We start from the raw sequence: 25,945 nt of genomic DNA on the forward strand, positions 1-25,945 counted from the left end.
ACGCATGCGGGGGCGTTCGACCTGGCGTATCTGTGCTGCCTGCCGAACATGGTGGTGATGGCGGCGGCCGACGAGGCGGAGCTGGTGCACATGGTGGCGACGGCGCACGCGCACGATGCCGGGCCGATCGCGTTCCGCTACCCGCGGGGCGAGGGCGTGGGTGTGGAGCTGCCGGAGCGGGGCGAGGTGCTGGCGATCGGGCGCGGGCGGGTGGTGCGGCGGCCCGAGGGGGCGCGAGTGGCGCTGGTGAGCTTGGGCACGCGTCTGGCGGAGGCGCTGAAGGCGGCGGAGCGCCTGGGCGAGGACGGGATCGGAGTGACGGTGGCGGATGCGCGGTTTGCCAAGCCGCTGGACGAGGATCTGCTCCTGGACCTTGCGGGGAGCCACGAGGTTCTGGTGACGCTGGAGGAGGGCTCGACGGGAGGGTTCGGGGCTCTGGTGCTGCATCTTTTGTCGGCGCGGGGCGCTCTGGACGGGGGGAGCGTGCGGGTGCGGACGCTGACGCTGCCGGACGCGTACCAGGACCACGACACGCCGGAGCGGATGTACGCGCAGGCGGGGCTGGACGCGCCGGCCATCGTCAAGACCGTCCGCGACCTCCTCCCCGCGCAGCAGGCCAAGCGCACCCACCTGCGCCGCGCCTGAGCGGCGGGCGGGCCTGAGCCCGCCTTGCCGCTGAGGCTCCGGAATGGCAGAAGCGGCGGGCACTTGCGCCCGCCGCCCATCCCTGTTCGTCGCCCGCGCGACGGTGATCCTGGACAACCCCGTGAGCATGATCGAGGCGTCGGACCGCACCCTGTCTGAAGCCCGGCCGGAGGTCGGCCCGGTGCTGATCACCGGCGCGAGCGGATTCCTCGGGCCGGCGCTGGTCGACGTCTTCCGCGCTGCCGGCTTCCCGGTGCGCATCCTCGTGCGCGCGACGAGCCCGCGCACCAACCTGACATGGCCGGACGTCGAGGTGGCCGAGGGCGACATGCGCGACCCCGCCGCCGTCGCCGCGGCGATGCGGGGCATGCGCTACCTCGTGCACGCCGCCGCCGATTACCGTCTCTGGGCACCCGACCCGGAGGAGATCGTGCGCACCAACCGCGACGGCACCCGGGTGCTGATGCAGGCGGCGCTCAAGGAGGGCCTGGAGCGGGTCGTCTACACATCGAGCGTCGCGACGATCCGGCCGCACGACGACGGCACGCCCGCCGACGAGACCCGCCCGCTCACCCCCGAGACCGCCATCGGCGCCTACAAGCGCAGCAAGGTCGTGGCCGAGCGCGTGGTCGAGGAGATGGTGGCGCGCGAGCGCCTGCCCGCCGTGATCGTCAATCCCTCGACGCCGATCGGCCCCCGCGACGTGAAGCCGACCCCGACCGGACGCATCATCGTCGAGGCGGCGAACGGGAAGATGCCGGCCTTCGTCGATACCGGGCTCAACCTCGCCCACGTGGACGACGTGGCGGCCGGCCACCTGCTGGCGCTGCGGCGCGGGCGCATCGGCGAGCGCTACATCCTGGGCGGCGAGAACGTGCTCCTGTCGCAGATGCTCGCCGACATCGCCGGGATCGTGGGCCGCCGGGCGCCGACGCTGCGCCTGCCCCGGGCGGCGGTCTATCCGGTGGCCGTGATCTCGGAACTTGCCGCCCGCGTCACCGGCAAGGCGCCGCTCGCCACCCTCGACGGGATCCGGATGTCCCGCTACCGGATGTTCTTCTCCGACGCCAAGGCACGGGCCGAACTCGGCTACGCCGCGCGGCCCTACCGCGAGGGCCTGCGGGATGCCGTCACGTGGTTCCGCCAGGCGGGGTTCGTGCGATGACGGCGCCCGATCTCGACGCACGCCGGCACCACGGCCCTGAAGGGACGCCCATCATGACCACCGCGACCGAGGCGCGCTCCGGCAAGTCGCACCGCGACGAGAACTTTCCGGTCGCGTCGCACCTGATCCATCCGCGCCACCGCGGGCCGATCCTGGCCTTCTACACCTTCGTGCGCGCGGGCGACGACGTGGCCGACAACCCGGGCCTCACCCCGGAGCGCAAGATCGCCCTCCTCGACGGCCTCGCGGACGCGCTGACCGGGGCCGGCGCGGCCGATCCCGAGGCCGCCCCGCTCAAGGCGGCCCTGGCCGAGCGGGGGCTTGCGCCGCGCCACGCCCTCGAGCTCCTCGACGCCTTCCGGATGGACGCCCGGAAGTCCCGCTACGCCGATTTCGATGAGCTGATGCACTATTGCCGCTACTCGGCGATGCCGGTCGGGCGCTTCGTCCTCGACGTGCACGGCGAGGATCCGGCCGCGACCTGGGCGGCCTCGGACGCGATCTGCGCGGCGCTCCAGATCATCAACCACCTGCAGGATTGCGGGAAGGACTACGCCCAGCTCGACCGGGTCTACCTGCCCGCCGACCTGCTCGCCACGCACGGCGTCGAGGTCGCCGCACTCGGGGCAGAGCGCGCCTCGCCGGCCCTGCGTGCGGTGATCGGCACCCTGGCGCATCGTTGCCTCGACCTCCTGCACGAGGGCCGGGCGCTGCCCGACCTGATCGAGGACACCCGGCTCGCCATGGAGATCGCGGCGATCCACCGCCTCGCGGTGCTGCTCGCCCGCGGCCTGACCGCCCGCGACCCCCTGAGCGAGCCCGTGCACCACGGCAAGGCCGCCTTCGCGCTGACGGCGCTCGCCGCTGCGGGCGCCAGCCTCGCGCGCCGGCCCTTCCGGCGCCGCCACGCCCCCCGCATCCGCGGAGCCCGGCCGTGACCGCGCTCGCCGCCCCCTCGCCCGCCGCCGAGGCGCCCGCCCTGCCCGCCGCGGGCTCCTCCTTCTACGCGGCCATGCGGCTGCTGCCGGCCGCCCAGCGCGACGCGATGTACGCGGTCTACGCCTTCTGCCGGGCGGTCGACGACGTCGCCGACGACGGCGGCGCCCGGGAGGTGCGGGCGGCCGAACTCGACCGCTGGCGCGCCGACATCGACGCCCTCTATGCCGGGAATCCCCCGCCCCGCACGCGGCCGCTCGTGGAGCCGGTGCGGCGCTACGGCCTGCGGCGCGAGGACTTCCAGGCGGTCATCGACGGCATGGCGATGGATGCCGAGGCCGATATCGTCGCGCCCGACGCCGCGACTCTCGACCTGTACTGCGACCGGGTCGCGAGCGCGGTCGGGCGCCTGTCGGTGCGGATCTTCGGCATGGCCGAGGGGCCGGGCCGGGAGCTCGCCCACCATCTCGGCCGGGCGCTGCAGCTCACCAACATCCTGCGCGACATCGACGAGGACGCGGCGCGCGGGCGCCTCTACCTGCCGCGCGAGCGGCTCGCCGGGATCGGCCTCGACCGGCCGACGCCCGAGGCGGCCCTGCGCCACCCGCGTCTCGGCGAGGTCTGCGCGGCGCTGGCGGCGGAGGCGGACGCGCATTACCGCGCCTCCTGGCGGATCATCGCGGCTGCACCCCGCCGGGCCACCAAGGCGCCGCGGATCATGGCGGCGGCCTACCGGCTGATCCTCGACGGGCTCCTGGCGCGCGGCTGGGCCGCCCCCCGCGCGCGCGTGAAGCCGGGCAAGCTGAAGCTCGCCGGCGTCCTCCTGCGGCACGGGATCGTGTGATGACCGGAACCGTCCATGTGGTGGGAGCGGGCCTCGCGGGGCTCTCGGCGGCGGTGCGCCTCGTCGAGGCCGGACGGCGCGTGATCGTGCACGAGGCCGCCAAGCAGGCGGGCGGGCGCTGCCGCTCCTACTTCGACCCCGCGCTCGGGCTCACCATCGACAACGGCAACCACCTGCTGCTCTCGGGCAACCGCGACGCCCTCGACTTCCTCGCCGCCGTCGGCGCCCCGGCGGACGCGCTGACCGGGCCGGCGGAGGCCGCCTTCCCGTTCGCGGATCTCGACACCGGCGAGCGCTGGACCCTGCGGCCCAATGCCGGCCGGCTGCCCTGGTGGGTGCTCGATGCCCGCCGCCGCGTGCCCGGCAGCCGCGCCCGCGACTACCTCGCCCCGCTCGGCCTCTTCCGGGCGGGCGGGCGCGCCGCCACCATCGGCGAGAGCATGGCCTGCGAGGGCCTGCTGTGGGAGCGGCTCTGGCACCCGGTGCTGCTCGCCGCCCTCAACACCGAGCCGCGCGAGAGCGATGCGGGCCTCGCCGCCGCGATCCTGCGCGAGACGCTGGGCGCGGGCGGCCGCGCCTGCCGGCCGCTCGTGGCGGTGGCGGGGCTCTCGGCCGCCTTCGTGGATCCGGCCCTGCGCCACCTCGCGCAGCGGGGCGCGGATATCCGCTTCGGCCGCCGCCTGCGCGCCCTCGACCGCACGGGCTCCGCCGTCGCGCGGCTCGACTTCGGCGACGCCCCCGAGACCCTCGGGCCGGACGACGCCGTCGTCCTGGCGCTGCCCGCCTGGGTCGCCGCCGACCTGATCCCGGGCCTCGCCGTGCCGCAGGCGCACCGCTCGATCGTCAACGCGCATTTCGCGGTGGCGCCGCCGCCGGGCACCCCCCTGCTCCTGGGCGTGGTCGGCGGAGTGACCGAGTGGCTGTTCGCCTATCCGGACCGGCTCTCAGTGACCATCAGCGGCGCCGACCGGCTGCTCGACGTGCCCCGCGAGGATCTCGCCCAAACAATCTGGGGCGAGGTCGCCCGCCTCACCGGGCAGGAGGGCGCGCCGCTGCCGCGTTGGCAGATCGTCAAGGAGAAGCGCGCCACCTTCGCGGCGACGCCGCAGGAGGCCGCGCGTCGCCCGGGTGCGCGCACGCACCTCGCCAATCTCGCACTTGCGGGAGATTGGACCGCGACGGGCTTGCCCTCGACCATCGAGGGCGCGATCCGGTCCGGCGCGACGGCGGCCTCGGTCGTCGTGGAGGACAAGGCAGCCCTGCGCGGAGCCGCTTGACGGGCCGCCCGCGCGGAGGGAACAGCTTGGGCGGTGCGGCGATTTTTGCATCGCCGCGAATCAGGGGACGCAGCGGCGGCGCAGCGGGCCGCCCGGATGAAGGAAGGTGGGACGAAAGTGGGCAAGGTCGAGACGCTGCACCGCATGAGCACGCAGGGCATCACTCTGGAGGATGTCGAGCGGCGCGTGTCGCTCGCCGCGCGGGGCCTGCAGAAGCTCGTCCAGCCCGACGGCCACTGGTGCTTCGAGCTGGAGGCCGACGCGACCATCCCGTCCGAGTACATCCTCTACCATCACTTCCGCGCCTCGATCCCGCCGGCGGAGCTGGAAGCCAAGATCGCCAACTACCTGCGCCGCACGCAGAGCGACGCCCATGACGGCTGGTCCCTCGTCCACGAGGGGCCCTTCGACATGAGCGCCAGCGTCAAGGCGTACTTCGCCCTCAAGATGATCGGCGACTCGGTCGAGGCGCCGCACATGCGCCGCGCCCGCGACGCCATCCTGAGCCGGGGCGGCGCGGCGCACGCCAACGTCTTCACCCGCACCCTGCTCGCGCTCTACGGCGAGGTGCCCTGGACCGCCGTGCCGGTGATGCCGGTCGAGGTCATGCTGCTGCCGCGGTGGTTCCCGTTCCACCTCGACAAGGTGTCCTACTGGGCCCGCACCGTGATGGTGCCGCTGTTCGTGCTGCAGGCCAAGAAGCCGCGGGCGAGGAACCCGCGCGGGATCGGCATGCAGGAGCTGTTCGTGGAGCCGCCCGAGCAGGTGAAGCGCTGGCCGGCCGGCCCGCAGGAGGCCTCGCCGTGGCGGCCGGTCTTCGCCGCCATCGACGCGGTGCTCCAGAAGGTCGAGGGCGCCTTCCCGGCGGGCTCGCGCGCGCGCGCCATCGACAAGGCGGTGGCCTTCGTGAGCGAGCGCCTGAACGGTGAGGACGGCCTCGGCGCCATCTTCCCGGCGATGACGAACTCGGTGCTGATGTACGAGGCGCTAGGCTATCCCGAGGATCATCCCCTGGTGGCCACGGCCCGCTCGGCGGTGGAGAAGCTCGTCACCGTCAAGGAGCACGAGGCCTACGTGCAGCCCTGCCTGTCCCCGGTCTGGGACACGGCGCTCGCCGCCCACGCCCTGATGGAGGCCGGCGGCCCGGAGGCCGAGCGGCACGCCAAGCGCGCCCTCGACTGGCTCAAGCCCCTGCAGGTGCTCGACGTCAAGGGCGACTGGGCGGCCGCCAAGCCGGACGTGCGGCCGGGCGGCTGGGCCTTCCAGTACGCCAACCCGCATTACCCGGACCTCGACGACACCGCCGTGGTGGTGATGGCGATGGACCGCGCCCAGGCGCGGGGCGAGCCCCGGAAGGGCGCGGGCGCGCCCGATTACGACCAGTCGATCGCCCGGGCGCGCGAGTGGGTCGAGGGGCTGCAGAGCCGCGACGGCGGCTGGGCGGCCTTCGACGCCGACAACACCTACCACTACCTCAACTACATCCCGTTCTCCGACCACGGCGCGCTGCTCGATCCACCCACCGCCGACGTGACGGCGCGCTGCGTCTCGATGCTGGCGCAGCTCGGCGAGACCGCGGAGACGAGCCCGGCGCTCGCCCGCGGCATCGCCTACCTGCTCGCCGACCAAGAGCCGGACGGCAGCTGGTACGGCCGCTGGGGCATGAACTACATCTACGGCACGTGGTCGGCGCTCTGCGCCCTCAACGCGGCCGGGGTCGACCCGGCCTCCGAGCCGGTGCGGCGGGCGGTGGGCTGGCTCACCGGGATCCAGAACCCGGACGGCGGCTGGGGCGAGGACGCGGCGAGCTACGCGCTCGACTACCGCGGCTACGAGCGGGCGCCGAGCACCGCCTCGCAGACCGCCTGGGCGCTGATCGCCCTCATGGCGGCGGGCGAGGCCGACAACCCGGCGGTGGAGCGGGGCATCAACTACCTCGCCCGCACGCAGGGGCCGGACGGGCTGTGGGCGGAGGACCGCTACACCGCGACCGGGTTCCCGCGGGTGTTCTACCTGCGCTACCACGGCTACGCGAAGTTCTTCCCGCTCTGGGCGATGGCGCGCTACCGCAACCTGCAGCGGGGCAACAGCCGGCGCGTCGCGGTCGGCATGTAGGCCGGACATCCTGCCGCACGTGCCTTGCGCGCGCGCCGGGCATTGGAAGGGCGCCGGCGCAGGATGCCTCGATGACGCTCTACAGCTACCACGCCTCGCACGAGCAGGTCGCGCCGCGCGATCTGCTCGGCTTCGTGCAGCGCGCCGAACAGGCCGGCTTCGACGCGGCCTTCTCCTCCGACCATCTCCAGCCCTGGTCGTCGGCGCAGGGGCAGTCGGGCTTCGCCTGGGCGTGGCTCGGCGCCGCCCTCCAGGCGACGCAGCGCCTGACCTTCGGGATCATCACCGTGCCGGGCGGCTGGCGCTATCAGCCGGCGGTGCTGGCCCAAGCCGTGGCGACGCTCGGCCAGATGTATCCCGGCCGCCTGCCCTGGGTGGCGCTCGGCAGCGGGCAGGCGATGAACGAGCACGTCACCGGCCTGCCCTGGCCCGACAAGGCCGAGCGCAACGCGCGCCTGCGCGAAGGGGCCGAGATCATGCGGGCCCTGCTGGCGGGCGAGACCGTGACGCACCGGGGCCGCGTCTCGGCCGTCGAGGCGAAGGTCTGGTCGCGCCCGGAGACCCCCACCCGCCTCGTGGGCGCCGCCACCACGCCCGAGACCGCGGCGTGGCTCGGCACCTGGGCGGACGGCCTGCTGACCGTGGGCTGCCGGCCGGACGCGCTAGCGCGCATCGTCGAGGCCTTCCGGGAGAACGGCGGGGCCGACAAGCCGATCTTCCTGAAGTTCGATCTCAGCTACGCCCCCGACCCCGACGAGGCCCTGCACCAGGCGCACGCGCAATGGCGCTTCAACCAGATCGGCAGCCCGGCCGCCTGGGAGCTGCGCGGCCCGGCGGAGTTCGAGGCCGCCGCCCGCTTCGTGCGCCCCGAGGACATGCACGCGCAGGTGCTCGTCTCCGGCGATCTCCCGGCGATCATCGACCGCATCGCCGCCTGCGCGGCGCTGGGCTTCGACAGCATCGACCTGCATCAGGTCGGCGGCAGTCAGCCCGCCTTCATCGACCTGTTCGGCGAGCGCGTGCTGCCGGCCCTGCGGGCGCGCAAGGCGCCGGCCGCGGATTTCGACCCCACCGCCGTGATGCCGGCGGCGCGGGCCGGATAGGCAGGTCGCCGTATCCCTGAGGTGGAGCTGCGGTCTGGAGGGCGGGCACCCGCCCGCGCGACCCAACCCCGCTCGTCGTGGCCAAGCCGCCACAGAGCGGCCATACACGCCCTGGTATGAGGACTGCATGCGGCACGCCTTGCGTCCCGCCCCTGCCCTCCAGACAGGCCGCCAGCATGATCGTCGTCGAGGACACCGCCGGCCCCTCCGGACCGCATCCCGTTCTGGCCGTGACGGGGCTCGCCCGCGAGGCCCGGCTCGCCGCCGGCCCGGGGGTGGCCACCGTGGGCGCGGGCGGCAACCCGGCGCGGCTGCGGGAGGTGCTGGGCGCGCGCACCCCGCCCGGCTGCCGGGCGGTGATGAGCATCGGGATCGCGGGCGGGCTCGATCCGGCGCTCGTGCCCGGGGACGTGGTGGTGGCGAGCGGGGTGGTGACGGCGGGCGGGCGGCGCGGCGCGCACCCGGACGTGGTGGCGGCGCTGGCGCACCGCCTCGCCGATGGTCCGTTCCGGGTGGTGCGGGCGGATCTGGCGGGCGTGGATGCGGCCGTGCTCTCGCCCCACGCCAAGGCGGCGCTCCACGCCGCCACGGGCGCGGCGGCCGTCGACATGGAATCGCACGTGGCCGCCGCCTTCGCGGACGGGCACGGCCTGCCGTTCTGCGCCGTGCGGGTGGTGTGCGACCCCGCCGACCGGGCGCTGCCCGCCGCGATCGCCAAGGCCCTGAAGCCGAACGGCGAGCCCGACCTGCTCGCCGTCCTGTCGGCGCTGGCGCGCCGGTCCGCCAAGGTGGGCGGGCTGGTGCGCCTCGCCCGCGATTCCTCGGCGGCCTTCGCCTCCCTAGGCCGCTGTCGCGCGCTTCTTGGCTTCGGCCTCGGCGTTCCGGATCTCGGAGAGCTTCTGCGCGACGTTGCGTGAGAAGACGAACTCCGCCGGGCGCTGGTTCTCCAGCGAGATCTCGGGCGCCATCTCACCCTCGGTCTTGATGCCCTTGAGGGCGTAGACCAGCGGCTTCCAGGGCTTGCGCACCGAATCCACCACCGAGGACGCCTCGTAGCCCGAATGCACCATGCAGTCGGCGCACTTCTCGTAGTTGCCGGTGCCGTAGGCGTCCCAGTCGGTGGTCTCCATCAGATCCTTGAAGGTCTTGGCGTAGCCCTCGCCGAGCAGGTAGCACGGCTTCTGCCAGCCGAAGACCGTCCGGGTCGGGTTGCCCCAGGGCGTGCAATGGTAGCTCTGGTTGCCGGCCAGGAAGTCGAGGAACAGCCCGGACTGCTGGAAGGTCCACTTCTCGCGGCCCTTCTCCTTGCCGAGGCGGAAGACGCCGCGGAAGAGGTCCTTCGTGGCCTTGCGGTTGAGGAAGTGCTGCTGATCGGGCGCGCGCTCGTAGGCGTAGCCCGGGGAGACGGTGATGCCGTCGATGCCCATCCGGGTCACGCTGTCGAAGAAGTCGGCGATCTTCGCGGGCTCGGAGTTGTTGAAGAAGGTGCAGTTGATCGTGACCCGGAAGCCGAGATCCTTCGCCTTCTTGATCGCCGCCACCGCCTTGTCGTAGACGCCGCGCTGGCACACCGACTTGTCGTGCATCTCCTTGTCGCCATCGAGATGAATCGACCAAGTGAAGTACGGGCTCGGCTTGTACTGCGAGATCTTCTTCTCGAGCAGCAGCGCATTGGTGCAGACGATGGCGAATTTCTTCTGCGCGATGATGCCCTGCACGATCTGCGGCAGGTCCTTGTGCAGCAACGGTTCGCCGCCCGCGATGACGACGACGGGGGCGCCGCACTCGCGGACCGACTCCAGTGCTTCGTCGACCGGCAGGCGCTTGTTGAGGATCTCGTCCGGATAGTCGATCTTGCCGCAGCCGGCGCAGGCCAGATTGCAGCGGAACAGCGGCTCCATCATCATCACGAGGGGATAACGCTTGCGCCCCGTGAGGTGCTGCTTGAGAATGTAGCCGCCGATCTTCGCGACGTACCGTAGAGGGATGCCCAAGATCAAGGCTCCTTTGCTCGCGTGCAGGAATCCGGTCGGCTCATTAGCGCGAAAAGCGGCGAAATTCCAGCGACCTAGGTTCGAACGAATCTAACTGTTGCCCAAACTCGACGGCAAGGCGAAGCTAACCCGCTCCTCCACGCCGTCCAGCACCGAGATGGCCAATGGGGTGCGACGCTGCAGCGCAGCAATCACCTCTCGCACCTGCACCTCGGGCGTGGAGGCCCCGGCCGTCAGGCCGATGGTCCGCGCCGTCCCGAGCGCGATGCCGTCGAGATCCGCCTCCCCCTCGACGAGGTGGCTCGGGCGGCCCGCCTCGGCGGCGATCTCGCGCAGGCGGTTGCAGTTCGAGGAATTGCGCGCGCCCACGACGAGGATCAGGTCCGCGACCGCCGCGAGCGCCCGCACGGCGACCTGCCGGTTCTGGGTGGCGTAGCAGATGTCGCGGGTCTCCGGCCCGACCGTGTCGGGGAAGCGCGCCCTGAGCGCCGCGATGAGGCCGCGGGTGTCGTCGACGCTGAGCGTCGTCTGGGTGACGTAGGCGAGCGGCGTACCGGCGGGCAGGTCGAGGCGGTCGATATCCGCGAGGCTGCCCACGAGGTGGACCGGGCCGTCGACCTGGCCGAGCGTGCCCTCCACCTCGACGTGGCCGGCATGCCCGATCAGCACCAGCGTGCGCCCCTGCGCCACGTAGGCGCGGGCATGGGCGTGCACCTTGGCGACGAGCGGACAGGTGGCGTCGACGATCGGCAGCCCGCGCGCCCGCGCCTGCGCCTCCACGCGGCGCGGCACACCGTGGGCCGAGAAGATGGTCAGCGCGCCGTCCGGAACGGCCTCAAGGGTCTCGACGAAGTGCGCGCCCCTGGCCTTCAGGTCGGCCACGACGCGCCCGTTATGCACGATCTCGTGGCGCACGTAGACCGGCCTCCCGCCCGCGCTCTCCGCCTGGGCGAGCGCCTGCTCGACGGTCTCGATCGCCCGGACCACCCCGGCGCAGAAGCCCCGCGGCTGGGCCAGCACGAGCCTGACGGCATTCTGTTCGGGGTCCCCCACCACCGTCGATCCCCGCGCGTCGTTCCCCATGCGGCGCGGCGGACGCCGCGCGAGGCGGCTCGGGCCGCCCGAACCGGCCGATGTCGCCCCGCTCCGTCCCGGCGGGCCGGCCGGAGGGCGCCATCCGAGTGTCTTATGACGGTGTTCGCGCGCGAGTAAAAGCGACGCTTGGCGAGGCCGGTGCGCACCGGCACCCGCGCCCGATCCCGGCGCCGTCCGGAACCGTTCCGAGTCAATGCGTTGCAATCCCCCCTTCGGACCACTACTTAGCGCGCCAGTGTTCCGGACCGACGCGCGGGCAGGCTCTCGGGCCACGCTCTTGGGCCAAGCCCTCGGGCACCCGCCCCGGCATCATTCCGCAGAGCGGTCCTGCGGGCGACGGTGATGCGGAATCAACGAGATCCCGGCAGGAAGGCAGGGCACCGCCCGCGTCTTCCCGCTCAGGCAGGCTGAGCAAAGGCAGGCTTCGCATCGTGATCGAACGGCTCGTCGCGCTTTCCGTCCGCCAGCGCTGGCTCGTCCTCGCGACGGCGCTGGCGCTCACCCTCGCCAGCGCGCTGACGGCGGCGCATCTGTTCCGCATCAACACCGATGTGGAGCGGCTGATCGCCCCGGATGTCGGCTGGCGCCAGGACGAGATCCAGTTCGAGAAGGCCTTCCCCCAGCGCAGCAACCTGCTGGTGGCGGTGATCGATGCCCGCACGCCCGAGCAGGCCGACGAGGCCGCCGGCCGGCTCGCCGAGGCGCTCTCCAAGCACAAGGACCGAATCACGACCGTCTACCGGCCGGACGGCGGCCCGTTCTACGACAAGAACGGGCTCCTGCTGATGCCGCAGAAGGAGCTGGAGCAGACCACCGAACGGCTGATCCAGCAGCAGGGCCTGCTCGGGCCGCTCGCCGCCGACCCGTCGCTGCGCGGCATCATGCAGGCGCTCGGCATGGGCGCCCAGGGCGTGAAGGGCGGGCAGGCCAAGATCGAGGACCTCACCGGGCCGATCGGCCAGTTCAAGGACACCTTCGACAAGGTGCTGAAGGGCGAGCCGGCGCGGCTCTCCTGGCAGCTCCTGCTCTCGGGGGGCAAGGCCGAGACGAGCGACCTGCGCCGCTTCGTCATCACCCAGCCGGTGCTCGACTTCGACGAGTTGCAGCCGGGCGCCAAGGCGACCCAGCTGATCCGCGACCTCGCCCGCGACCTGAAGCTGACGCCGGAGAACGGGGTGCGGCTGCGCCTCACCGGGCAGGTGGCGGTCGCCGACGACGAGTTCGCCACGCTCTCGGACGACGCGCTCCTCAACAATGCGGTCACGGTCGGGGCGATCGTGCTGTTCCTGTGGCTGGCGCTGCGCTCGGCGAGCCTCGTGATCGCCGTGATGATCACGACCTTCGCGGGGCTGATCGTCACCGCGGCGCTCGGTCTCCTGATGGTGCGGGAGCTGAACCCGATCTCGGTCGCCTTCGCGGCCCTGTTCGTGGGGCTCGGCATCGATTTCGGCATCCAGTTCGCGGTGCGCTACCGGGCCGACCGCTTCACGCAGCCCGACCTCGGCAAGGCGATCCGCTCGGCCGCCCACGGGGTGGGCTGGTCGCTGACGCTCGCGGCGGTGTCGCTGCTCGCCGGCTTCTTCTCGTTCCTGCCCACCGACTTCCGCGGCGTGTCCGAACTCGGGCTGATCGCCGGCGTCGGCATGATTGTGGCCTTCCTGTTCTCGCTCACGCTTCTGCCCGCGCTCATCGCCGTGATGAAGCCGCCGGGGGAGAAGGAGGAGGTCGGCACCGCCGCGCTGGCCAAGGTCGACCACTGGATCATCCACAACCGCAAGCTCGTGCTGGTGCTCACCGGCCTCATCACGGTCGCAGGGCTCCCGCTCCTCTACTACCTGCCCTTCGACTCGAACCCGATGCACCTGCGCAGCCCGAAGGTGGAATCGGTCGCGACCTATCTCGACCTCGCCAAGGACCCGCAGACGAGCCCCAACACCATCGACGTGCTGGTGCCCAACCGCGACGCCGTGGCGCCGATGGCCGAGAAGCTGCGCGAGCTGCCCATCGTCGCCCGGGTCATCGACATCAACACCTTCGTGCCGCCCGACCAAGACCAGAAGCTCGCGACGATCGAGGATGCGGCCGGCGTGCTCGGCTCGGTCCTGAACCCGCCGCGGGTGGCGCCGCCTCCGAGCGACCGCGAGGTGGTGGCGGCGATGAAGTCGGCCTCCGGCGCGCTGCGCGGCATCGCCGGCACCGGCGAGACCGCGCCCCAGAAGGAGCTCCTGGCCTTCACCGACACCCTCGACCGCCTCGCCGCGGCCGAGCCGCCGGTGCGCGCGGCCGCCGCGGCCGCCGTGGTGCCGGACCTCAAGGGCCTGCTCGCGCGCCTGCGCAGCCTGCTCTCGCCGGAGCGGATCACCATCGAGACCCTGCCCGCGGCCCTGCGCTCCGAGTGGATCGCCAAGGACGGGCGCGCCCGGCTCGAAGTGCAGCCGAAAGGCGATTCGAACGACAACACCGTGCTGCGCCGCTTCGCCAAGCAGGTGCTCAGCGTGGCGCCCCACGCCACCGGCGCGCCGATCGCCACCACGCGGTCGAGCCGCACCATCCTGGGCGCCTTCGTGGAGGCGGCTTTGCTCGCCCTCGCGTCGATCTTCGTGATTCTGTCGGTGGCCCTGCGCCGGCCCTGGGACGTCGCGATGGCGCTCGGGCCGCTGGTGCTCGCCACCCTGTGGACGCTGGAGGCGCTCTACCTCATCGGCATGCCGCTCAACTTCGCCAACATCATCGCGATGCCCCTGATGCTGGCGGTCGGCGTGGCGTTCCACATCTACTACGTGATCGCGTGGCGGGCCGGCGTCGCCGACATGCTGGCCTCCAGCCTGACGCGGGCGATCTTCTTCTCCGCGCTCACCACCGGCACCGCCTTCGGCTCGCTCGTGCTGTCGAGCCATCCGGGCACCGCCAGCATGGGCAAGCTCCTGGCCCTGTCGCTGTTCTTCACCCTGGTGGCCGCCTTCTTCATCGTCCCGGCCTTCCTCGGCCCGCCGCCGAAGGCCAAGGAGAAGGAGGCGCCCGCCCGGGCGCCGGCCCCGCGGCGCGAGCCCGAAGAGGCGGTGGCCCGGCGCTTCGTGTAGCGCCCGGCCACCGGCCCGCCGACGGCGCCTCTGCCGGGCTCCTCGCCCGCCCCGGAAGGGGGCCTAAGCAGACTTGCGTTGGCAAGCCAACGCTTCGTCCGCTTAGGTTCTTGTTTCGTCGCAGATTTTGATCGCAAAGCCGGCGACCACTTTTGCGAAATCTGCTTAGCCCGAAAAATCCGAGAACCCGCCGAGCGCCGCGCCCGACTCCCGCAGCGCCGCCCGGCTCTCGGGGGCGACGAGGGCCGCGAGTTCCTCCGCGTAGGCGTAGCCGGGCGCCTCGCCCGGGAAGCCGCCTGCGGTCGCCGGGTGGGTGTAGAGTTCGGTCAGCCCGTCCGGCAGGTGCCGCAGCAGGGCCTGGACCCGGGCCGGGCTCATCCGTCCCGACCACGCGAGGCCGAGCACGCCGTCGGGTGTGGAGAGCCCGGCCCGGCGCGCCCGCAGCCGTAGCAGCGCCGCCCAGGGTGCGGTGTCGAGGGCGAGGCCGAGCGGCGGCCCGGGCTCCGCCCGCCGCAGCACGGCCCGGTCCTCGCGCGGCACGCGCAGGGACCGCATCCCGTAGTCCCGGCCGATGGCCAGCACCAGCCCGGCGATCACCGGATGGACGTGGAAGTGCTTGTGCGCGTTGACGTGGTCGAGGGGCAGCCCCGTCGCCCGGTAGGCCTCGAACTGCGCCCGGATCTCGGCGGCGAGCTGGCGCCGGGCGGCGGGCTTCAGGGCGAGGTCGAGGCCGAGCCGGCCCATGTCGCGCCGCAGCAGCCCGTCCCGGTCCACGAGGTCGGGCAGGTCGGCGGGCGCGAGGCACGGCCACGCCTCGACCATGACGAGGTGGAGCCCCACCCGCAGCGAGGGCATGCGGCGCGCCCGCGCCACCGCGTCGGCCGCGGCGGGGGCTGCCACCATCAGGCTCGCGGCCGAGAGGATGCCGTGACGGTGCGCCTGCTCCACCGCCTCGTTGACCTGTCGGCTGAGGCCGAAATCGTCCGAGGTGACGACGAGGCGCTTGGCGGCTGGGGTCATCGCGTGAGTGCGGTCGCCGCGACGGAACCCCTCTCCCATCCGGGAGAGGGGCGCCCGCGCTGTCCGTTGCAGGCCGCTCAGGCGGCCTTGGCGCCGGCCTGACGGTCCTTCAGGAAGTGCCAGAACTCCACGCCCTCGCGCAGGCGGCGCTTCATCATCTCGGGCGAGCGCACCATCTCGCCGACGATCGAGGCGATCTTCGGCGCGCGGAAGTAGAACTTCTTGTAGAACTCTTCCACCGAGTTGAAGATCTCGGTGTGCGACAGGTGCGGGTAGTGCAGCGGCGCGATCTGCACCCCGTTCTCGTCGACGAGTTCGGCGTTCGCCGCGTCGAGCCAGCCGTTCTCGACCGCCTGCTTGTACAGGAAGGTGCCCGGATAGGGCGCCGCGAGCGAGACCTGGATGGTGTGCGGGTTGATCCGGGTCGCGAACTTGATCGTCTCCTGGATGGTCTCCTTCGACTCGCCCGGCAGGCCGAGGATGAAGGTGCCGTGGATGGCGATGCCGAGCTCGTGGCAGTCCTTGGTGAACTTCTCCGCCACCTCGACCCGCATGCCCTTCTTGATGTTGTGCAGGATCTGCTGGTTGCCCGACTCGTAGCCGACCAGCAGCAGGCGCAGGCCGTTGTCGCGCAGCACCTTCAGGGTCTCGCGCGGCACGTTGGCCTTGGCGTTGCACGACCACGTCACGCCGAGCTTGCCGAGTTCGCGGGCGATCTCCTCGGCGCGGGGCAGGTTGTCCGTGAAGGTGTCGTCGTCGAAGAAGAACTCCTTCGTCTGCGGGAACGCCTTCAGGCAGTACTTGATCTCCTCGATCACGTGCCCGACCGAGCGCGTGCGGTAGGTGTGCCCGCCCACCGTCTGCGGCCAGAGGCAGAAGGTGCAGCGCGACTTGCAGCCCCGGCCCGAATAGAACGAGATGTAGGGGTGCTTGAGGTAGCCGATGAAGTACTTCTCCATCTCGAGGTCGCGCTTGTAGACGCTCGTGACGAAGGGCAGCTGGTCCATGTCCATCATCACCGGCCGGTCCTCGTTGTGCACGATGACGCCCGACGCGTTGCGGTAGGACAGGCCCTTGATCTGAGAGAGGTCGCGCCCGTCCGCGACCTCCTTGCAGGTGAAGTCGAACTCGTTGCGGGCCACGAAGTCGATGGCCGGGGCCTTGTCGAGGGAGCCCTGCGCGTCCACCGCCACCTTGGCGCCGATGAGGCCGGCCTTGAGGTTGGGGTTGGCGGCCTTCAGCGCCTCCACGGTCGCCACGTCCTGCCTGAAGGACGGCACCGAGGTGTGCAGCACCACGAGGTCGAAATCCTTCGCCTGGGCGGCGACATCGGCGAGCTTCAGGTTGTGGGGCGGCGCGTCGATGAGCTTGGAGTTCTCGACCAGCGCGGCCGGCTGCGCGAGCCAGGTCGGATACCAGAACGACTTGATCTCGCGCTTGGCCTGGTAGCGCGAGCCCGCGCCGCCGTCGAAGCCGTCGAAGGTGGGAGCCTGGAGGAAGAGGGTCCGCATCGGGTTCGTCTCTCGAAGATGGGGCCGCGGGAGCGCGGCGAGGTCAGGCCGTGGGAGCGCCGGATTCCCGCGCGAGGCCCGGCTCCGGAATGAGCGTGCCGTCAGCTACGACGCGATAATCGTGACCTTTCCAAGTCACGGCCCCGGAGACGAAGCACCAGACGAAGCCGGCGAAGGACAGCATGTCGCGAATCGGCAACAGCCAGTAGGCGTGCGGGAGGAGGCCGAAGGCCCGCTCGACGCGCCAGCACAGGATGATCCGGCAGGCGAGCGCCAGGGCGGCCACCATCATCCCCTGCGGGCTCGAATCGGGCACGAGCGCGCCGATCAGCGCCAGCGGGAAGGCGTGGGTGACCAGGGTGCCGGCGTAGCCCGCCGGGTCGAGGTTGCGGATGGTGCGGTTCCAGCGCGTCTCGTGCCGCCACAGCTCGGCGAGCGAGGTGTCGACGCAGGTATGCCCGATGGTGAAGTTCGGGATGGCGATGCGCCCGCCCTGCCCCGCCCGCACCAGCGCCGCGCCGAGCGCGTAATCGTCCGCGAGGTCGTCCCGCACCGCCTCGAAGCCGCCGATCGCCCGCAGGGCTTCGGTGCGGAACGCGATGGTCGAGCCGAAGCAGGGCTCGGCGAGGCCGAGCGCCGTGCCGATCAGCACGTTGGGCAGGAACTGCGTGTCGATGGCGAGGCCCGAGAGCTGCGCCCAGGCGGTCCTGGAGGCCGGCACCCCGTGATACAGGCAGGTGACGGCCGCGATGCCGGGCTGGCCGAGTTCGGCCACCAGCCGCTCCAGGTAGTCGGGGGCGACCACCATGTCGCTGTCGGCCAGCACCACGATCTCGTTGTCGATCAGGCCCGCCATGTTGATGAGGTTCGAGACCTTGCGGTTCGCGCCGTGCTGGCGGGCATCCACCACGAGGTCGATGCGCAGCCGGGGGTGCTCCGCCCGCAGGCGCTCGACCACGGCGATCGCCGGGTCGGCGGCGGTCTGGACGCCGAAGAGCACCTGGACCGGGCCGGCATAATCCTGGCGGCAGAAGGTGGTGAGGTTCTCGTAGAGGTTCGGCTCCGCCCCGCAGAGCGGCTTCATCAGGGTCACGGACGGCCGGGGCGCGCCCGGCGCCGGCACGGGGCCGGGACGGCGCGCGAGGCGCCCGGCGAGCCACGCGGCGGCGAGCGCGTAGAGGCAGCCCGCGACCGCGAGGCTGAGGAACAGGGTCGAGATCCAGAAGGATTCCATGGGTGTTCCGAGGGCGTGCCGGCCCGCAGGGGCGGCGGGAGAGAGGGCGGGAGACGCCAGAGCCCGTCAGGGCTTGGCGTCGGCCGCGGGCTTGTCGGGGGCGCCGGCGGGTGGGACTGGCGGCGCCGGGGGCGGCGTCGCCGCCAGCATCGTGGCGGTAGACTTGCGCAGGAAGTCGAGCAGGCCGTCGGGACCGCCGGACTTGAGCTGGTCGCCGAAATTCGTGCGCAGCGTCCCCGCCTCGCTCACCGTGCCCTGGAGGTAGACGTCGGTGATCCGGCCCTCGGCGTTGGTGACGTAGTCGACGGGCGACTCGTCCCCGCTCGCCTCCGTGACGGTGCTGCGCACCAGCCGACCGCTGCCGCGCGGCTCGCTCTTGGGCTGGACGGTGAAGCGCCCGCCCGTCGCGGCGCTCAGCCGGGTGGCGTAGGTGGCGGTGAGGTAGGGGCCGAACGCCTCGACCAGGGCCGCCTGCTTGGCCGCCGGGATGTCCTTCCAGCGTGTGCCCACCGCGAGGCGCAGCATCGCCGGCAGGTCGAAGGCCTGCGCCATCGGTCCGGACAGCACCTCGACCCGCCCGGGCACGTCGGGGCGCTTGAGCGCCTCCTGGAAGGCCTCGGTCATGCGCTTGACCGAGGCCACGGCCGCGTCCTCGGCCGCAAAGGCCGGGCCGATGGCGGGACTCAGGCCCACGCTGATGGCCGCAAGGCCGGCCGCGACGAGGCCCGCGCGCAGGATCTCGCGTCGATTCGGCACTGGCTCATTCTCCCCTGGTTGCGTCGCCGGCCGGGCGGCCGGCCGCGCCCGCGTAACCGTAGGCCGGGGCCGGATCGAGGCGCGCGGGACCGAGAACGGCCCGCAGCGACGAACCGAGGCCGGCGCCCGGTGCCGGCGCGGACCCGGGGGCCGGGGCCGCGGCCGCCCCCTGCGCTTCGAGGGCGTGCCAGAGCAGCAGGCTCGGCAGCCCGACCGCGAGGTCGGCGAGACGCTTGACGAGGGAGAGGGCGAGCGCCGCCTCGGCGGGCACGCCGAACACCGCGCAGAGCGCGATCAGCCCCCCCTCCTGGGCGCCGAGCGCGCCCGGAACCGCGAAGGCCGCCCCCCGCACCGCCTGCGCGAGGCTCTCGATCACCACCGCCTCCGCGAAGCCGATGTCGTAGCCCATGAAGCGCAGGACGACCCAGACCTCCAGGGCGCCGATGATCCAGCCGATCATGTGCACGAGGCCGGCCGAGAGGATGCGCCGCGGGCGGCCGTAAAGGCCGCGCAGGTTGTCGTACAGCACCTCGACGGCGCCGAGCGCCTGCCACTCGCGCCCGCCCGCGAAGCGCCGCAGCACCGTCTGGACGAGGCGGTGCCCGGAGCGCCGCTGCACGAGATAGAAGGCCCCGAGCGCCGGCGCCGCGACCGCGAGCCCGGCCGCCACGGTGTGCACGATCGGCCCGTCGCCCCCGAGCCTCACCAGGATGGCGAGCCCGAGCACCGTGAACAGGAACTGCGTGGCGGCCTGCACCATCAGGTCGACGAACATGCCGGCGCCCGACAGGCCGCCCGCGACGCCCCGCTGCGTCAGGAGGCGCGCGCCGATGAGGTCGCCGCCGACCTGCGCCACCGGCAGGAGCGTGTTCACGCCCTCGCGCACGAAGCGCACGTCGATGCAGGCCCGCAGGGACGGCCGGGTCGCGGCGGGGAAGACCACCCACCAGCCGAGGCCCGCCCAGGCCACGGCGACGAACCGGGCCAGGATGACGAGCGCCACGCCCCAGCCGGCGGCCCAGGCGGCGGCGGCCACCGCCTCCGGTCCCGACGACACGAACAGGCCGACCACGGTGCACAGGCCCACGACCAGGGCCAGTGTGGTGAGATGCTTCATGGTCCTCTTTCTGTCGCGATAGCCGGCACCGCCACCCGAACAGGCGCGCTATTCGTGCAACGGGTGCGGTGCAAAGCATCGGCGCCCCTGGGCCGGACGTTGCAGCTCCGCCACGCCTTGTCTATCACCGCCCGGACACAGTGCTGGGTAAACCAGACGTGCGGGCGGTTCGACCGAGATCGTCACAGATCGCCCCAAGTTATTGGCAATGCGCGATTTTTCCCGCCTGCCGGCGAAAACCGCCGGGCCGCGGGCGCGCCCGACAGCGGCCGATTTGCAACGGCCGCAAGGGGGATGACAGGTATGGACCGGGACACGACCATCGACAGCGGGCACGAGGTGCTCGACGAGGCCGCCGGCCGCGAGATCCTGAGCGCCGGCACGGCCCGCCCGCCTCAGCCCCAGTCGCCCGTGATGGCCTGGAACGAGTGGGATCCGCTGGAGGAGGTCATCGTCGGCTCGCTCGACGGTGCGACCATCCCGACGCACCACCTCACGGTCATCTTCAACCTGCCGCGGGCCGCCCAGCCGTTCTACCGCTTCGCCTCGGGCTGGCGGTACCCGAAGTTCATGAAGAAGCTCGCCCAGCAGGAGCTGGACGGCTTCATCAAGATCCTGGCCGGCGAGGGCGTGACGATCCGCCGTCCGGACTCGATCGACTTCTCGCGGAAGTTCAAGGCGCCGCGCTGGTCCTCCCGCGGCTTCTGCGTCGCCTGCCCGCGCGACCCCTACCTCGTGATCGGCGACGAGATCATCGAGAGCCCGATGTGCTGGCGCTCGCGCTACTTCGAGGGCGATGCCTACCGCTCGCTGTTCAAGGAGTACTTCCGGGCGGGCGCCCGCTGGACCTCGGCGCCGCGGCCGCAGCTCACCGACGAGCTCTACAACTACGATTACCGGGTGCCGAACCTGAAGGCCGGCGAACCGATGCAGTTCACGGTCAACGAGTTCGAGCCGGTCTTCGACGCGGCCGACTTCGTGCGCTGCGGCCGCGACCTGTTCGTGACCCGCTCCAACGTGACGAACCTGATGGGCATCGAGTGGCTGCGCCGCCACCTCGGCTTCGGCTTCCGCATCCACGAGATCGAGAGCCGCTGCCCGCAGCCGATGCACATCGATTCCTCGTTCATGCCGCTCGCCCCCGGGAAGGTGCTGGTCAACCCGGACTACATCGACGTCGAGAAGCTGCCCAGCGTGCTCAAGACCTGGGACGTGCTGATCGCGCCCCGCCCCGACCCGGTCGAGGGCTTCATGAGCAAGATCTCGATGTGCTCGCCCTGGACCTCGATCAACGTGCTCGCCATCGACGAGAAGAAGATCGTGGTCGATTCGAGCCAGCCGACGCTGATCAAGGCGCTGAAGGATTGGGGCTTCGACCCGATTCCGACGCCGTTCCTGTCCTACGGCCCGTTCGGCGGCTCGTTCCACTGCGCCACCCTCGACGTGCGCCGGCGCGGCACGCTGAAGTCGTACTTCTGAGCGAGGCCCGGACGCGGCGCTCCGCCGCGTCCGGGGATTTCCGGCCGTGATCCGAAGGCCGCCGCCCGATGCTCGGCCGTGCTGCCGCGCCTGGTCGCGGCGGGCCACGCCGCGCACGCCCTCGGGCGCGTCATCGGCGCGGCGCCGCTATCCCGAGACGACCTGGATCGGGCGGCGACGTCGCCGCCCTCGGCGGTACCGACGCGTGGCACCCGGCGATCGCCGGCTGCGACCCGGTCGTGAACGGCGCCGGCATGCTGCAGGACGGCCCGTGCGACGACCTGCGCGCCGTGCGGGCGCTGGTCCGGGCCTGCCTGGAGGTCGCGATTTACGAGGCCGTGCAGGACTTTGCGGTCGACGCCTGACCCGACGCGCGAACCGCCTTCATGCGCGCAAAAGCCCAGGCCGACGCGGTGCTGGCCAGCCTGGACCTCGACTGGACCACCTCGGCCGGGCTTGGTGCCGGTGTCGACCGCCTGTGGCGGCCGCGCCGTGCTGCGGACGGTCGCCTGCGTGCCGCTCGCCCTTCCCCGGCTACGGCCTCGTCGGGTCGGCCGGCCGCTCACCCACAGCTGGATCCTTCGCTCGGCCGGGCTCCGCGGCCTCGTCGGCCTGTCCCGGCCGCCGGTGGTGGGGATCCGGCCCGGCGGCCTGGCGCGAACCGCCGCGGCCCAAGGACAGCCGTTGCGGCCCGCCGACGAGCGGCTGTTCCGGATCTGGTTCGCCTGCGGCTGGCCGGCCATCGCGGCGATGCCGGCGATCCTCCGGCTCATGGCCAACTCAGGAGGCCAGCCGCTCCGTCCCGTCTGAGGGCCGCAGCGGCCGGCGACGCGCCCGTTACGGCCGGCCGGCGGGCGGGCCCTTGTCGGTCCAGTCCGGCGGCAGGCCGAGGGAATCGCCGATGATGCCGTCGATCCCGGGCGCGCGGCCGAAGGCTTGGCAATCCGGGTCGCGGGGCATCTCGCCCAGCACCGTGACGCGGACGCGGTCGTAGGTCGGGATGGTCAGCTCGGCCTGGAACGGATCCTCGCCGGTGGCGAGGAGATAGCCGAAATCCTGGCCGAAATCGCCCGCGAGGTCGTAGGCGTCGGATGCGACCGAGAACCGGGCTTGGTTGGTGAAGGAATTGGCCGCGCCGGCCCAGACGATGGCGGCGCGCTGCTGGCGGCGCGCATCCAGCGCCTCGGCCTCCACGGTCAGGTCGCCGAGCCCGATCGGCAGGCGCGGGACCGGGACCTTGCCGACGGTGTCGGCGAAGCCGACGCCCACCTGGGCGGCGATGGAGATCGCCGCGGAGGCGCCGATGGTGGCACCCTGCGCCGGCACGTTGCTGAGGCCGACGCGGGTGACCGCCGAGCGCACCGTGAGGTCCGCCGGCCCGGACGAGACCACGTCGTAGCGCAGGGAGAGTTCGTAGCAGAGCGCGCGGTCCGCCGCGTTGGCGATGACCCGCCGCTCGACCGGCGTCAGGCCGGGCCCCGACACCACCTCGCTGAAGGCCGTGGGGATGATGCGCACGGTGCGTGCGCCCGCGAGCGCCGCCCGGTCGACGAAGAGCCGCGACTTGGAGGCGGTGGTCTCGCTCGCCTGCAGGCGGTCGTAGCGGGAGATCAGGCCCGCCTCGGTCAGCCTCGGCGTCCCGCACCCGGCGCTGGCCAGGAGGGCGGCCGCGGCCCCGAACTGGACGGCCCGCGCCTTCAGGACGGCCTTGCGCACCTTCCGCATTCGCTCGCTTTCCTGGATGAGGGACAGGCCCGTCCCACGAGGTGCCGCGGGTCCGCAGGCGGACGCGACGCGGCAAGCCTAGCCGTTCGGGCCCGGCCGGAGAAGCGCGCCGGCTCCCGGCGGGCCGCTTCGGCCCGCGCTGTTACGATTCAGCCACATCGGGGCGGGGTGCGGCCCCGGCCGGGCGGTCAGGCCGTGCGCGTCGCCCGGCGCCACGCCGCGAGCCCGATCCCGAGCGCCAGCGCGACCTGCAGGAAGCTGCCCTCCCCGAGGTAGCGCGAGCCGAGATCGAACTGCACGGCGAGGCGGACGATGAGGCCGAGCCCCATGAAGCCGAGGCAGGCGGCGAGGGCGGCGAGGAGGAGCGCGACGAAATCGTTCATGGCTCTGGGCCCGGACGAGGGATCCGAGAAGGGCCGTGCAAGGGCCGCGCCAGCGACGGCCGGAGGCTTCCGCCGGCAAAGGATGAGTGCCCCCGCTGCCCTCAGGCCGGCTTCGTCGCCTGCATCGAGGGACGCACGTCGAAGCCCTCGAACCACGCCGCGGCGGCGGGGAAGCGGGCGCGCCAGTCGAGGTCGGCGAAGCGCAGGTCGAGGTAGCCGAGCGCGCAGGCATACGTGATGGTGCCGATGTCGAGCCGGCTGCCGAAGCCGGGGGCGGCCGCCTCGATCCGCTGCAGCGCGCTCTCGATCTTGGCGTGCTGGCCCGCCACCCAGGCCGCAGAGCGCTCGGACTCGGCCCGCACCCGGGTCTCGTAGACGACGAGCAGCGCCGCATCGAGCAGACCGTCCCCGGTCGATTGCGCGGCGAGCGCCGCCCAGCGGGCGGGACCGGCCGGCGGAAACAGCCCGCCCTGCCCGAGATGGTCGAGGTACTCGCAGATCACCCGGCTGTCGGCCAGCACGGTGCCGTCGTCGAGGAGCAGGGTCGGGACCTGCCCGAGCGGGTTCTGCGCCACGATCGCCGCGTCGCGGTTCACCGGGTGGGCGGCGGCCGGCAACCGCTCCAGCCGGCCGGCGAGGCCGAGTTCGAGGGCCGTCACCATCACCTTGCGCACGAACGGCGAGGTCTGGGAGTGGAAGAGCTTCATGGGGGTCTCCGGGGCGGTGGCGCGGTTCCGGTCAGCGCCGGGCCGGCGTCATCATCGCCGGGCAGGCGGTTTGGCCGCGCCGGCGGCCGTGCCGGTCGCGGCCGGGCGCTCGGCCGGCGGGCGCGGGGTCTCGGCCCCGAGGCGCCGCACCGGCCAGCCGTCGCTCCACCGCTCCATGTCGGTGAAGCGCGGATTGTTCTTGAGGCTGGTCGCGTCCTGGCCGGCGAAGGCCGCGGCCGCCGCCATGTCGAAGGTCTTCCAGTAGGCGAGATAGTCGAGGCTGTCGGTGCCGGCGGCGTTGATCTGCGCCACGAGCGTGGTCTGCTCGCCGGTGAGCGCCATGTCGGCCGACCAGCGGAAGGGCGGCGGCTTCTGCTTGGGATCCTTCGGGGGCTCGGGCGGCAGCTTGATCGCCGCGGCGTCGTAGGCGGCGTTGTTGCCCGCGGGCGAGGCGAGCGTGGCCGAGAGCGCCGGGAAGCCGTGGTCGTCCGAGAGCGCCCGCAGGAAGAGCTTGCGGTCGGCCGGCACCCCGCTCGCCTCGCGCAGCAGGCGGCGCGCCGCGAGGTCCGCCGCCCGTGCGTCCCGGTCGCCGATCACCGTGACGATGAGCGTGTTGGGGGCGATCCGCGCGAGGTCGTGCAGGGCGATGCCGCGGGACTTGTCGTCCCGGGCGATGCCGCCGGGCATGGCCCCGAAGATCAGCCGCGGCACCGGAAGGCCGGTCTCGGCGGCGTGCGCCGCGAGATTCGCGGCGATCGGCACCCCGGCGAGGTGGCCGATCAGGGCCACCCGGGTCAGGTCGGGCTTGGCCTCCGGATCGGTCGCGAGGCCGGCGAGCGCGTCCTTGACGAGCGCCGCCGCCAGGGTGCTGGCATCGGCCGGGCGGGTGCGGTTGACCTCCTGGAAGCGCGGAAACAGCACGAGCGAGCCGGACTTGGCGAGGTGCTCGATCCAGGCCCCATAGGCCTGCGGGCTGGTGGCGCCCCAGGCATGCAGGAAGATGACGACCGGGCGTCCCTGGGCGGGGGCCGGCGCATTGGCGTAGAACGCGAAGGTCACGGCGCCGGCGCGGCCGAGGGCCCGCTTGGTGACGGTCTGCGCCGCATAGGCGGCACCGCCCGGGCCGTCCTTGGGCTGGGGCGGCGGGGTGGCGGCCGCGGCACCGCCCTGCCCCGCGGCGAGGCCGAGCGTCAGCAGGACGACGCGAGGGAGGCGGAGCAAGGGGCGCATGAGACGAGGAGGATGGAGGCGAGGAGGCAGGAGAGCCGGGCCGACGGATCCGCTCAACCCACACCTTTTCGGGACCGATCACAAGGTCTTATCGGTGAGCCCCGACCGGTTGCGCACGCCTGTCGCTTCCGCGGTACAGTCGCGCGGTCCCGTCGCTCAGCCGCGCTGGCCCGCCTCCGGGTCAGCCGGCGCCAAGCGGTTGATGAGCCGGTTCAGCTCCTCGGGCACGGGCTCGTCGACCACGTCGGTGTAGAGCGCCCGCAGGTCGTGCCCGAGTTTGGCGAGCAGCAGGGCGTCGGCCAGCGACGTGGCGGTCGCGTGCGTCTGTCCAAAGCTGGCTGCGTGGTTGCTCGGAATCAGCTTCATCTGCGGTCTTCGGGCGAATGCCCTGTCTCCCCCGTGAGCGGCGATGACTCAGGAAATCACGAGTCACAACGCGGCTCGGCCGGGTGGGTTGCGCAGCAACCGCGAGGAACTCGCGGGCCGCTGCTCTGGCGAGCATCAACCCTGACGCCGAGGCCGAGAGAGG

General features: G+C 72.5%; 24 protein-coding genes. 12 read left to right on the forward strand and 12 right to left on the reverse strand.

What is annotated here, in order from left to right:
• The 8 genes from MFF61_RS06315 to MFF61_RS06350 form a co-directional block, all read left to right on the forward strand.
• The coding region (locus tag MFF61_RS06315) for a transketolase C-terminal domain-containing protein (protein ID WP_283205974.1) at window positions 1-645 on the forward strand (645 nt) is incomplete at its 5' end.
• A gap of 127 nt (window positions 646-772) precedes the next feature.
• Entirely contained in the window at window positions 773-1,810 is a 1,038-nt protein-coding gene (gene hpnA, locus MFF61_RS06320) for a hopanoid-associated sugar epimerase (RefSeq protein WP_238234278.1), read from the forward strand.
• 53 nt (window positions 1,811-1,863) lie between these two features.
• Entirely contained in the window at window positions 1,864-2,748 is an 885-nt protein-coding gene (gene hpnC, locus MFF61_RS06325) for a squalene synthase HpnC (RefSeq protein ID WP_238234230.1), read from the forward strand.
• Complete coding sequence (hpnD, locus tag MFF61_RS06330; RefSeq protein WP_238234231.1) at window positions 2,745-3,590, forward strand: presqualene diphosphate synthase HpnD; 846 nt, start codon at window positions 2,745-2,747, stop codon at window positions 3,588-3,590. The genes hpnC and hpnD overlap by 4 nt, the downstream gene beginning before the upstream one ends.
• The gene (gene hpnE / locus MFF61_RS06335) at window positions 3,590-4,867 is read left to right on the forward strand and encodes a hydroxysqualene dehydroxylase HpnE (RefSeq protein ID WP_238234232.1); all 1,278 of its coding nucleotides are present in this window, start codon (window positions 3,590-3,592) and stop codon (window positions 4,865-4,867) included. Before hpnD ends, hpnE begins: the two co-directional genes overlap by 1 nt.
• Window positions 4,868-4,963: 96 nt before the next feature.
• Complete coding sequence (shc, locus tag MFF61_RS06340; protein WP_238234233.1) at window positions 4,964-6,982, forward strand: squalene--hopene cyclase; 2,019 nt, start codon at window positions 4,964-4,966, stop codon at window positions 6,980-6,982.
• A 71-nt stretch (window positions 6,983-7,053) separates the two neighbouring features.
• Window positions 7,054-8,085: a TIGR03885 family FMN-dependent LLM class oxidoreductase gene (locus MFF61_RS06345; protein ID WP_238234234.1), complete on the forward strand. Its 1,032-nt coding sequence runs from the start codon at window positions 7,054-7,056 to the stop codon at window positions 8,083-8,085.
• A gap of 176 nt (window positions 8,086-8,261) precedes the next feature.
• Window positions 8,262-9,002 carry a phosphorylase gene (locus MFF61_RS06350; protein WP_238234235.1) on the forward strand — a complete coding sequence of 247 codons (741 nt, stop codon included), beginning with the start codon at window positions 8,262-8,264 and terminating at the stop codon, window positions 9,000-9,002.
• Here the strand turns inward: MFF61_RS06350 and hpnH are convergent.
• Together hpnH and ispH are read right to left on the reverse strand one after the other, a co-directional pair.
• Window positions 8,925-10,079 (reverse strand): adenosyl-hopene transferase HpnH, encoded by a 1,155-nt coding sequence (gene hpnH / locus MFF61_RS06355; protein ID WP_238234236.1) that lies wholly within the window; start codon window positions 10,077-10,079, stop codon window positions 8,925-8,927. The genes MFF61_RS06350 and hpnH overlap by 78 nt on opposite strands.
• 90 nt (window positions 10,080-10,169) lie before the next feature.
• A complete protein-coding gene (ispH, locus tag MFF61_RS06360; protein ID WP_238234237.1) occupies window positions 10,170-11,162 on the reverse strand; it encodes a 4-hydroxy-3-methylbut-2-enyl diphosphate reductase in 993 nt (330 codons plus the stop codon).
• 443 nt (window positions 11,163-11,605) lie between these two features.
• On the opposite strand from ispH, the gene hpnN reads away from it, so the two are divergent.
• Window positions 11,606-14,254, forward strand: a complete 2,649-nt coding sequence (gene hpnN / locus MFF61_RS06365; RefSeq protein WP_238234238.1) for a hopanoid transporter HpnN — start codon at window positions 11,606-11,608, stop codon at window positions 14,252-14,254.
• Window positions 14,255-14,419: 165 nt separating this feature from the next.
• On the opposite strand, the gene hpnK is transcribed toward hpnN, so the two are convergent.
• From hpnK to MFF61_RS06390, 5 genes are all read right to left on the reverse strand, one after another.
• Window positions 14,420-15,274, reverse strand: coding sequence for a hopanoid biosynthesis-associated protein HpnK (hpnK, locus tag MFF61_RS06370; RefSeq protein ID WP_238234239.1), 855 nt, complete (start codon window positions 15,272-15,274; stop codon window positions 14,420-14,422).
• A 77-nt stretch (window positions 15,275-15,351) separates the two neighbouring features.
• Window positions 15,352-16,785 (reverse strand): hopanoid biosynthesis associated radical SAM protein HpnJ, encoded by a 1,434-nt coding sequence (gene hpnJ, locus MFF61_RS06375; protein WP_238234240.1) that lies wholly within the window; start codon window positions 16,783-16,785, stop codon window positions 15,352-15,354.
• Window positions 16,786-16,828: 43 nt separating this feature from the next.
• Window positions 16,829-18,019 carry a bacteriohopanetetrol glucosamine biosynthesis glycosyltransferase HpnI gene (hpnI, locus tag MFF61_RS06380; protein ID WP_238234241.1) on the reverse strand — a complete coding sequence of 397 codons (1,191 nt, stop codon included), beginning with the start codon at window positions 18,017-18,019 and terminating at the stop codon, window positions 16,829-16,831.
• A gap of 66 nt (window positions 18,020-18,085) precedes the next feature.
• Window positions 18,086-18,775, reverse strand: a complete 690-nt coding sequence (locus MFF61_RS06385) for a Tgt2/MlaC family protein (RefSeq protein WP_238234242.1) — start codon at window positions 18,773-18,775, stop codon at window positions 18,086-18,088.
• Between the two features lie 4 nt (window positions 18,776-18,779).
• Window positions 18,780-19,892, reverse strand: a complete 1,113-nt coding sequence (locus MFF61_RS06390) for a flippase-like domain-containing protein (RefSeq protein WP_238234243.1) — start codon at window positions 19,890-19,892, stop codon at window positions 18,780-18,782.
• A 303-nt stretch (window positions 19,893-20,195) separates the two neighbouring features.
• Here MFF61_RS06390 and MFF61_RS06395 point away from each other — a divergent pair, with 303 nt between their 5' ends.
• The 3 genes from MFF61_RS06395 (at window position 20,196) to MFF61_RS06400 (ending at window position 22,181) form a co-directional block, all read left to right on the forward strand.
• Window positions 20,196-21,371, forward strand: a complete 1,176-nt coding sequence (locus MFF61_RS06395; RefSeq protein WP_238234244.1) for an amidinotransferase — start codon at window positions 20,196-20,198, stop codon at window positions 21,369-21,371.
• A gap of 239 nt (window positions 21,372-21,610) precedes the next feature.
• Window positions 21,611-21,736: a hypothetical protein gene (locus MFF61_RS33830; RefSeq protein ID WP_283205975.1), complete on the forward strand. Its 126-nt coding sequence runs from the start codon at window positions 21,611-21,613 to the stop codon at window positions 21,734-21,736.
• Between the two features lie 148 nt (window positions 21,737-21,884).
• On the forward strand, window positions 21,885-22,181 hold the full coding sequence (locus MFF61_RS06400; protein ID WP_238234279.1) for a DUF2269 family protein: 297 nt from the start codon (window positions 21,885-21,887) through the stop codon (window positions 22,179-22,181).
• Between the two features lie 27 nt (window positions 22,182-22,208).
• Here MFF61_RS06400 and MFF61_RS06405 read toward each other — a convergent pair whose 3' ends face one another.
• From MFF61_RS06405 to MFF61_RS06425, 5 genes are all read right to left on the reverse strand, one after another.
• The gene (locus tag MFF61_RS06405; RefSeq protein ID WP_238234245.1) at window positions 22,209-23,096 is read right to left on the reverse strand and encodes a DUF3313 domain-containing protein; all 888 of its coding nucleotides are present in this window, start codon (window positions 23,094-23,096) and stop codon (window positions 22,209-22,211) included.
• 188 nt (window positions 23,097-23,284) lie between these two features.
• Entirely contained in the window at window positions 23,285-23,479 is a 195-nt protein-coding gene (locus MFF61_RS06410) for a hypothetical protein (protein ID WP_238234246.1), read from the reverse strand.
• A 101-nt stretch (window positions 23,480-23,580) separates the two neighbouring features.
• The gene (locus tag MFF61_RS06415) at window positions 23,581-24,186 is read right to left on the reverse strand and encodes a glutathione S-transferase family protein (protein ID WP_238234247.1); all 606 of its coding nucleotides are present in this window, start codon (window positions 24,184-24,186) and stop codon (window positions 23,581-23,583) included.
• Window positions 24,187-24,237: 51 nt separating this feature from the next.
• Window positions 24,238-25,416 (reverse strand): alpha/beta hydrolase family protein, encoded by a 1,179-nt coding sequence (locus MFF61_RS06420; RefSeq protein ID WP_238234248.1) that lies wholly within the window; start codon window positions 25,414-25,416, stop codon window positions 24,238-24,240.
• Window positions 25,417-25,572: 156 nt separating this feature from the next.
• Window positions 25,573-25,782 (reverse strand): NepR family anti-sigma factor, encoded by a 210-nt coding sequence (locus MFF61_RS06425; RefSeq protein ID WP_238234249.1) that lies wholly within the window; start codon window positions 25,780-25,782, stop codon window positions 25,573-25,575.
• Window positions 25,783-25,945 lie beyond the last annotated feature (163 nt).

Source organism: Methylobacterium isbiliense (genome assembly GCF_022179325.1).
GTDB classification, from domain to species: domain Bacteria; phylum Pseudomonadota; class Alphaproteobacteria; order Rhizobiales; family Beijerinckiaceae; genus Methylobacterium; species Methylobacterium isbiliense.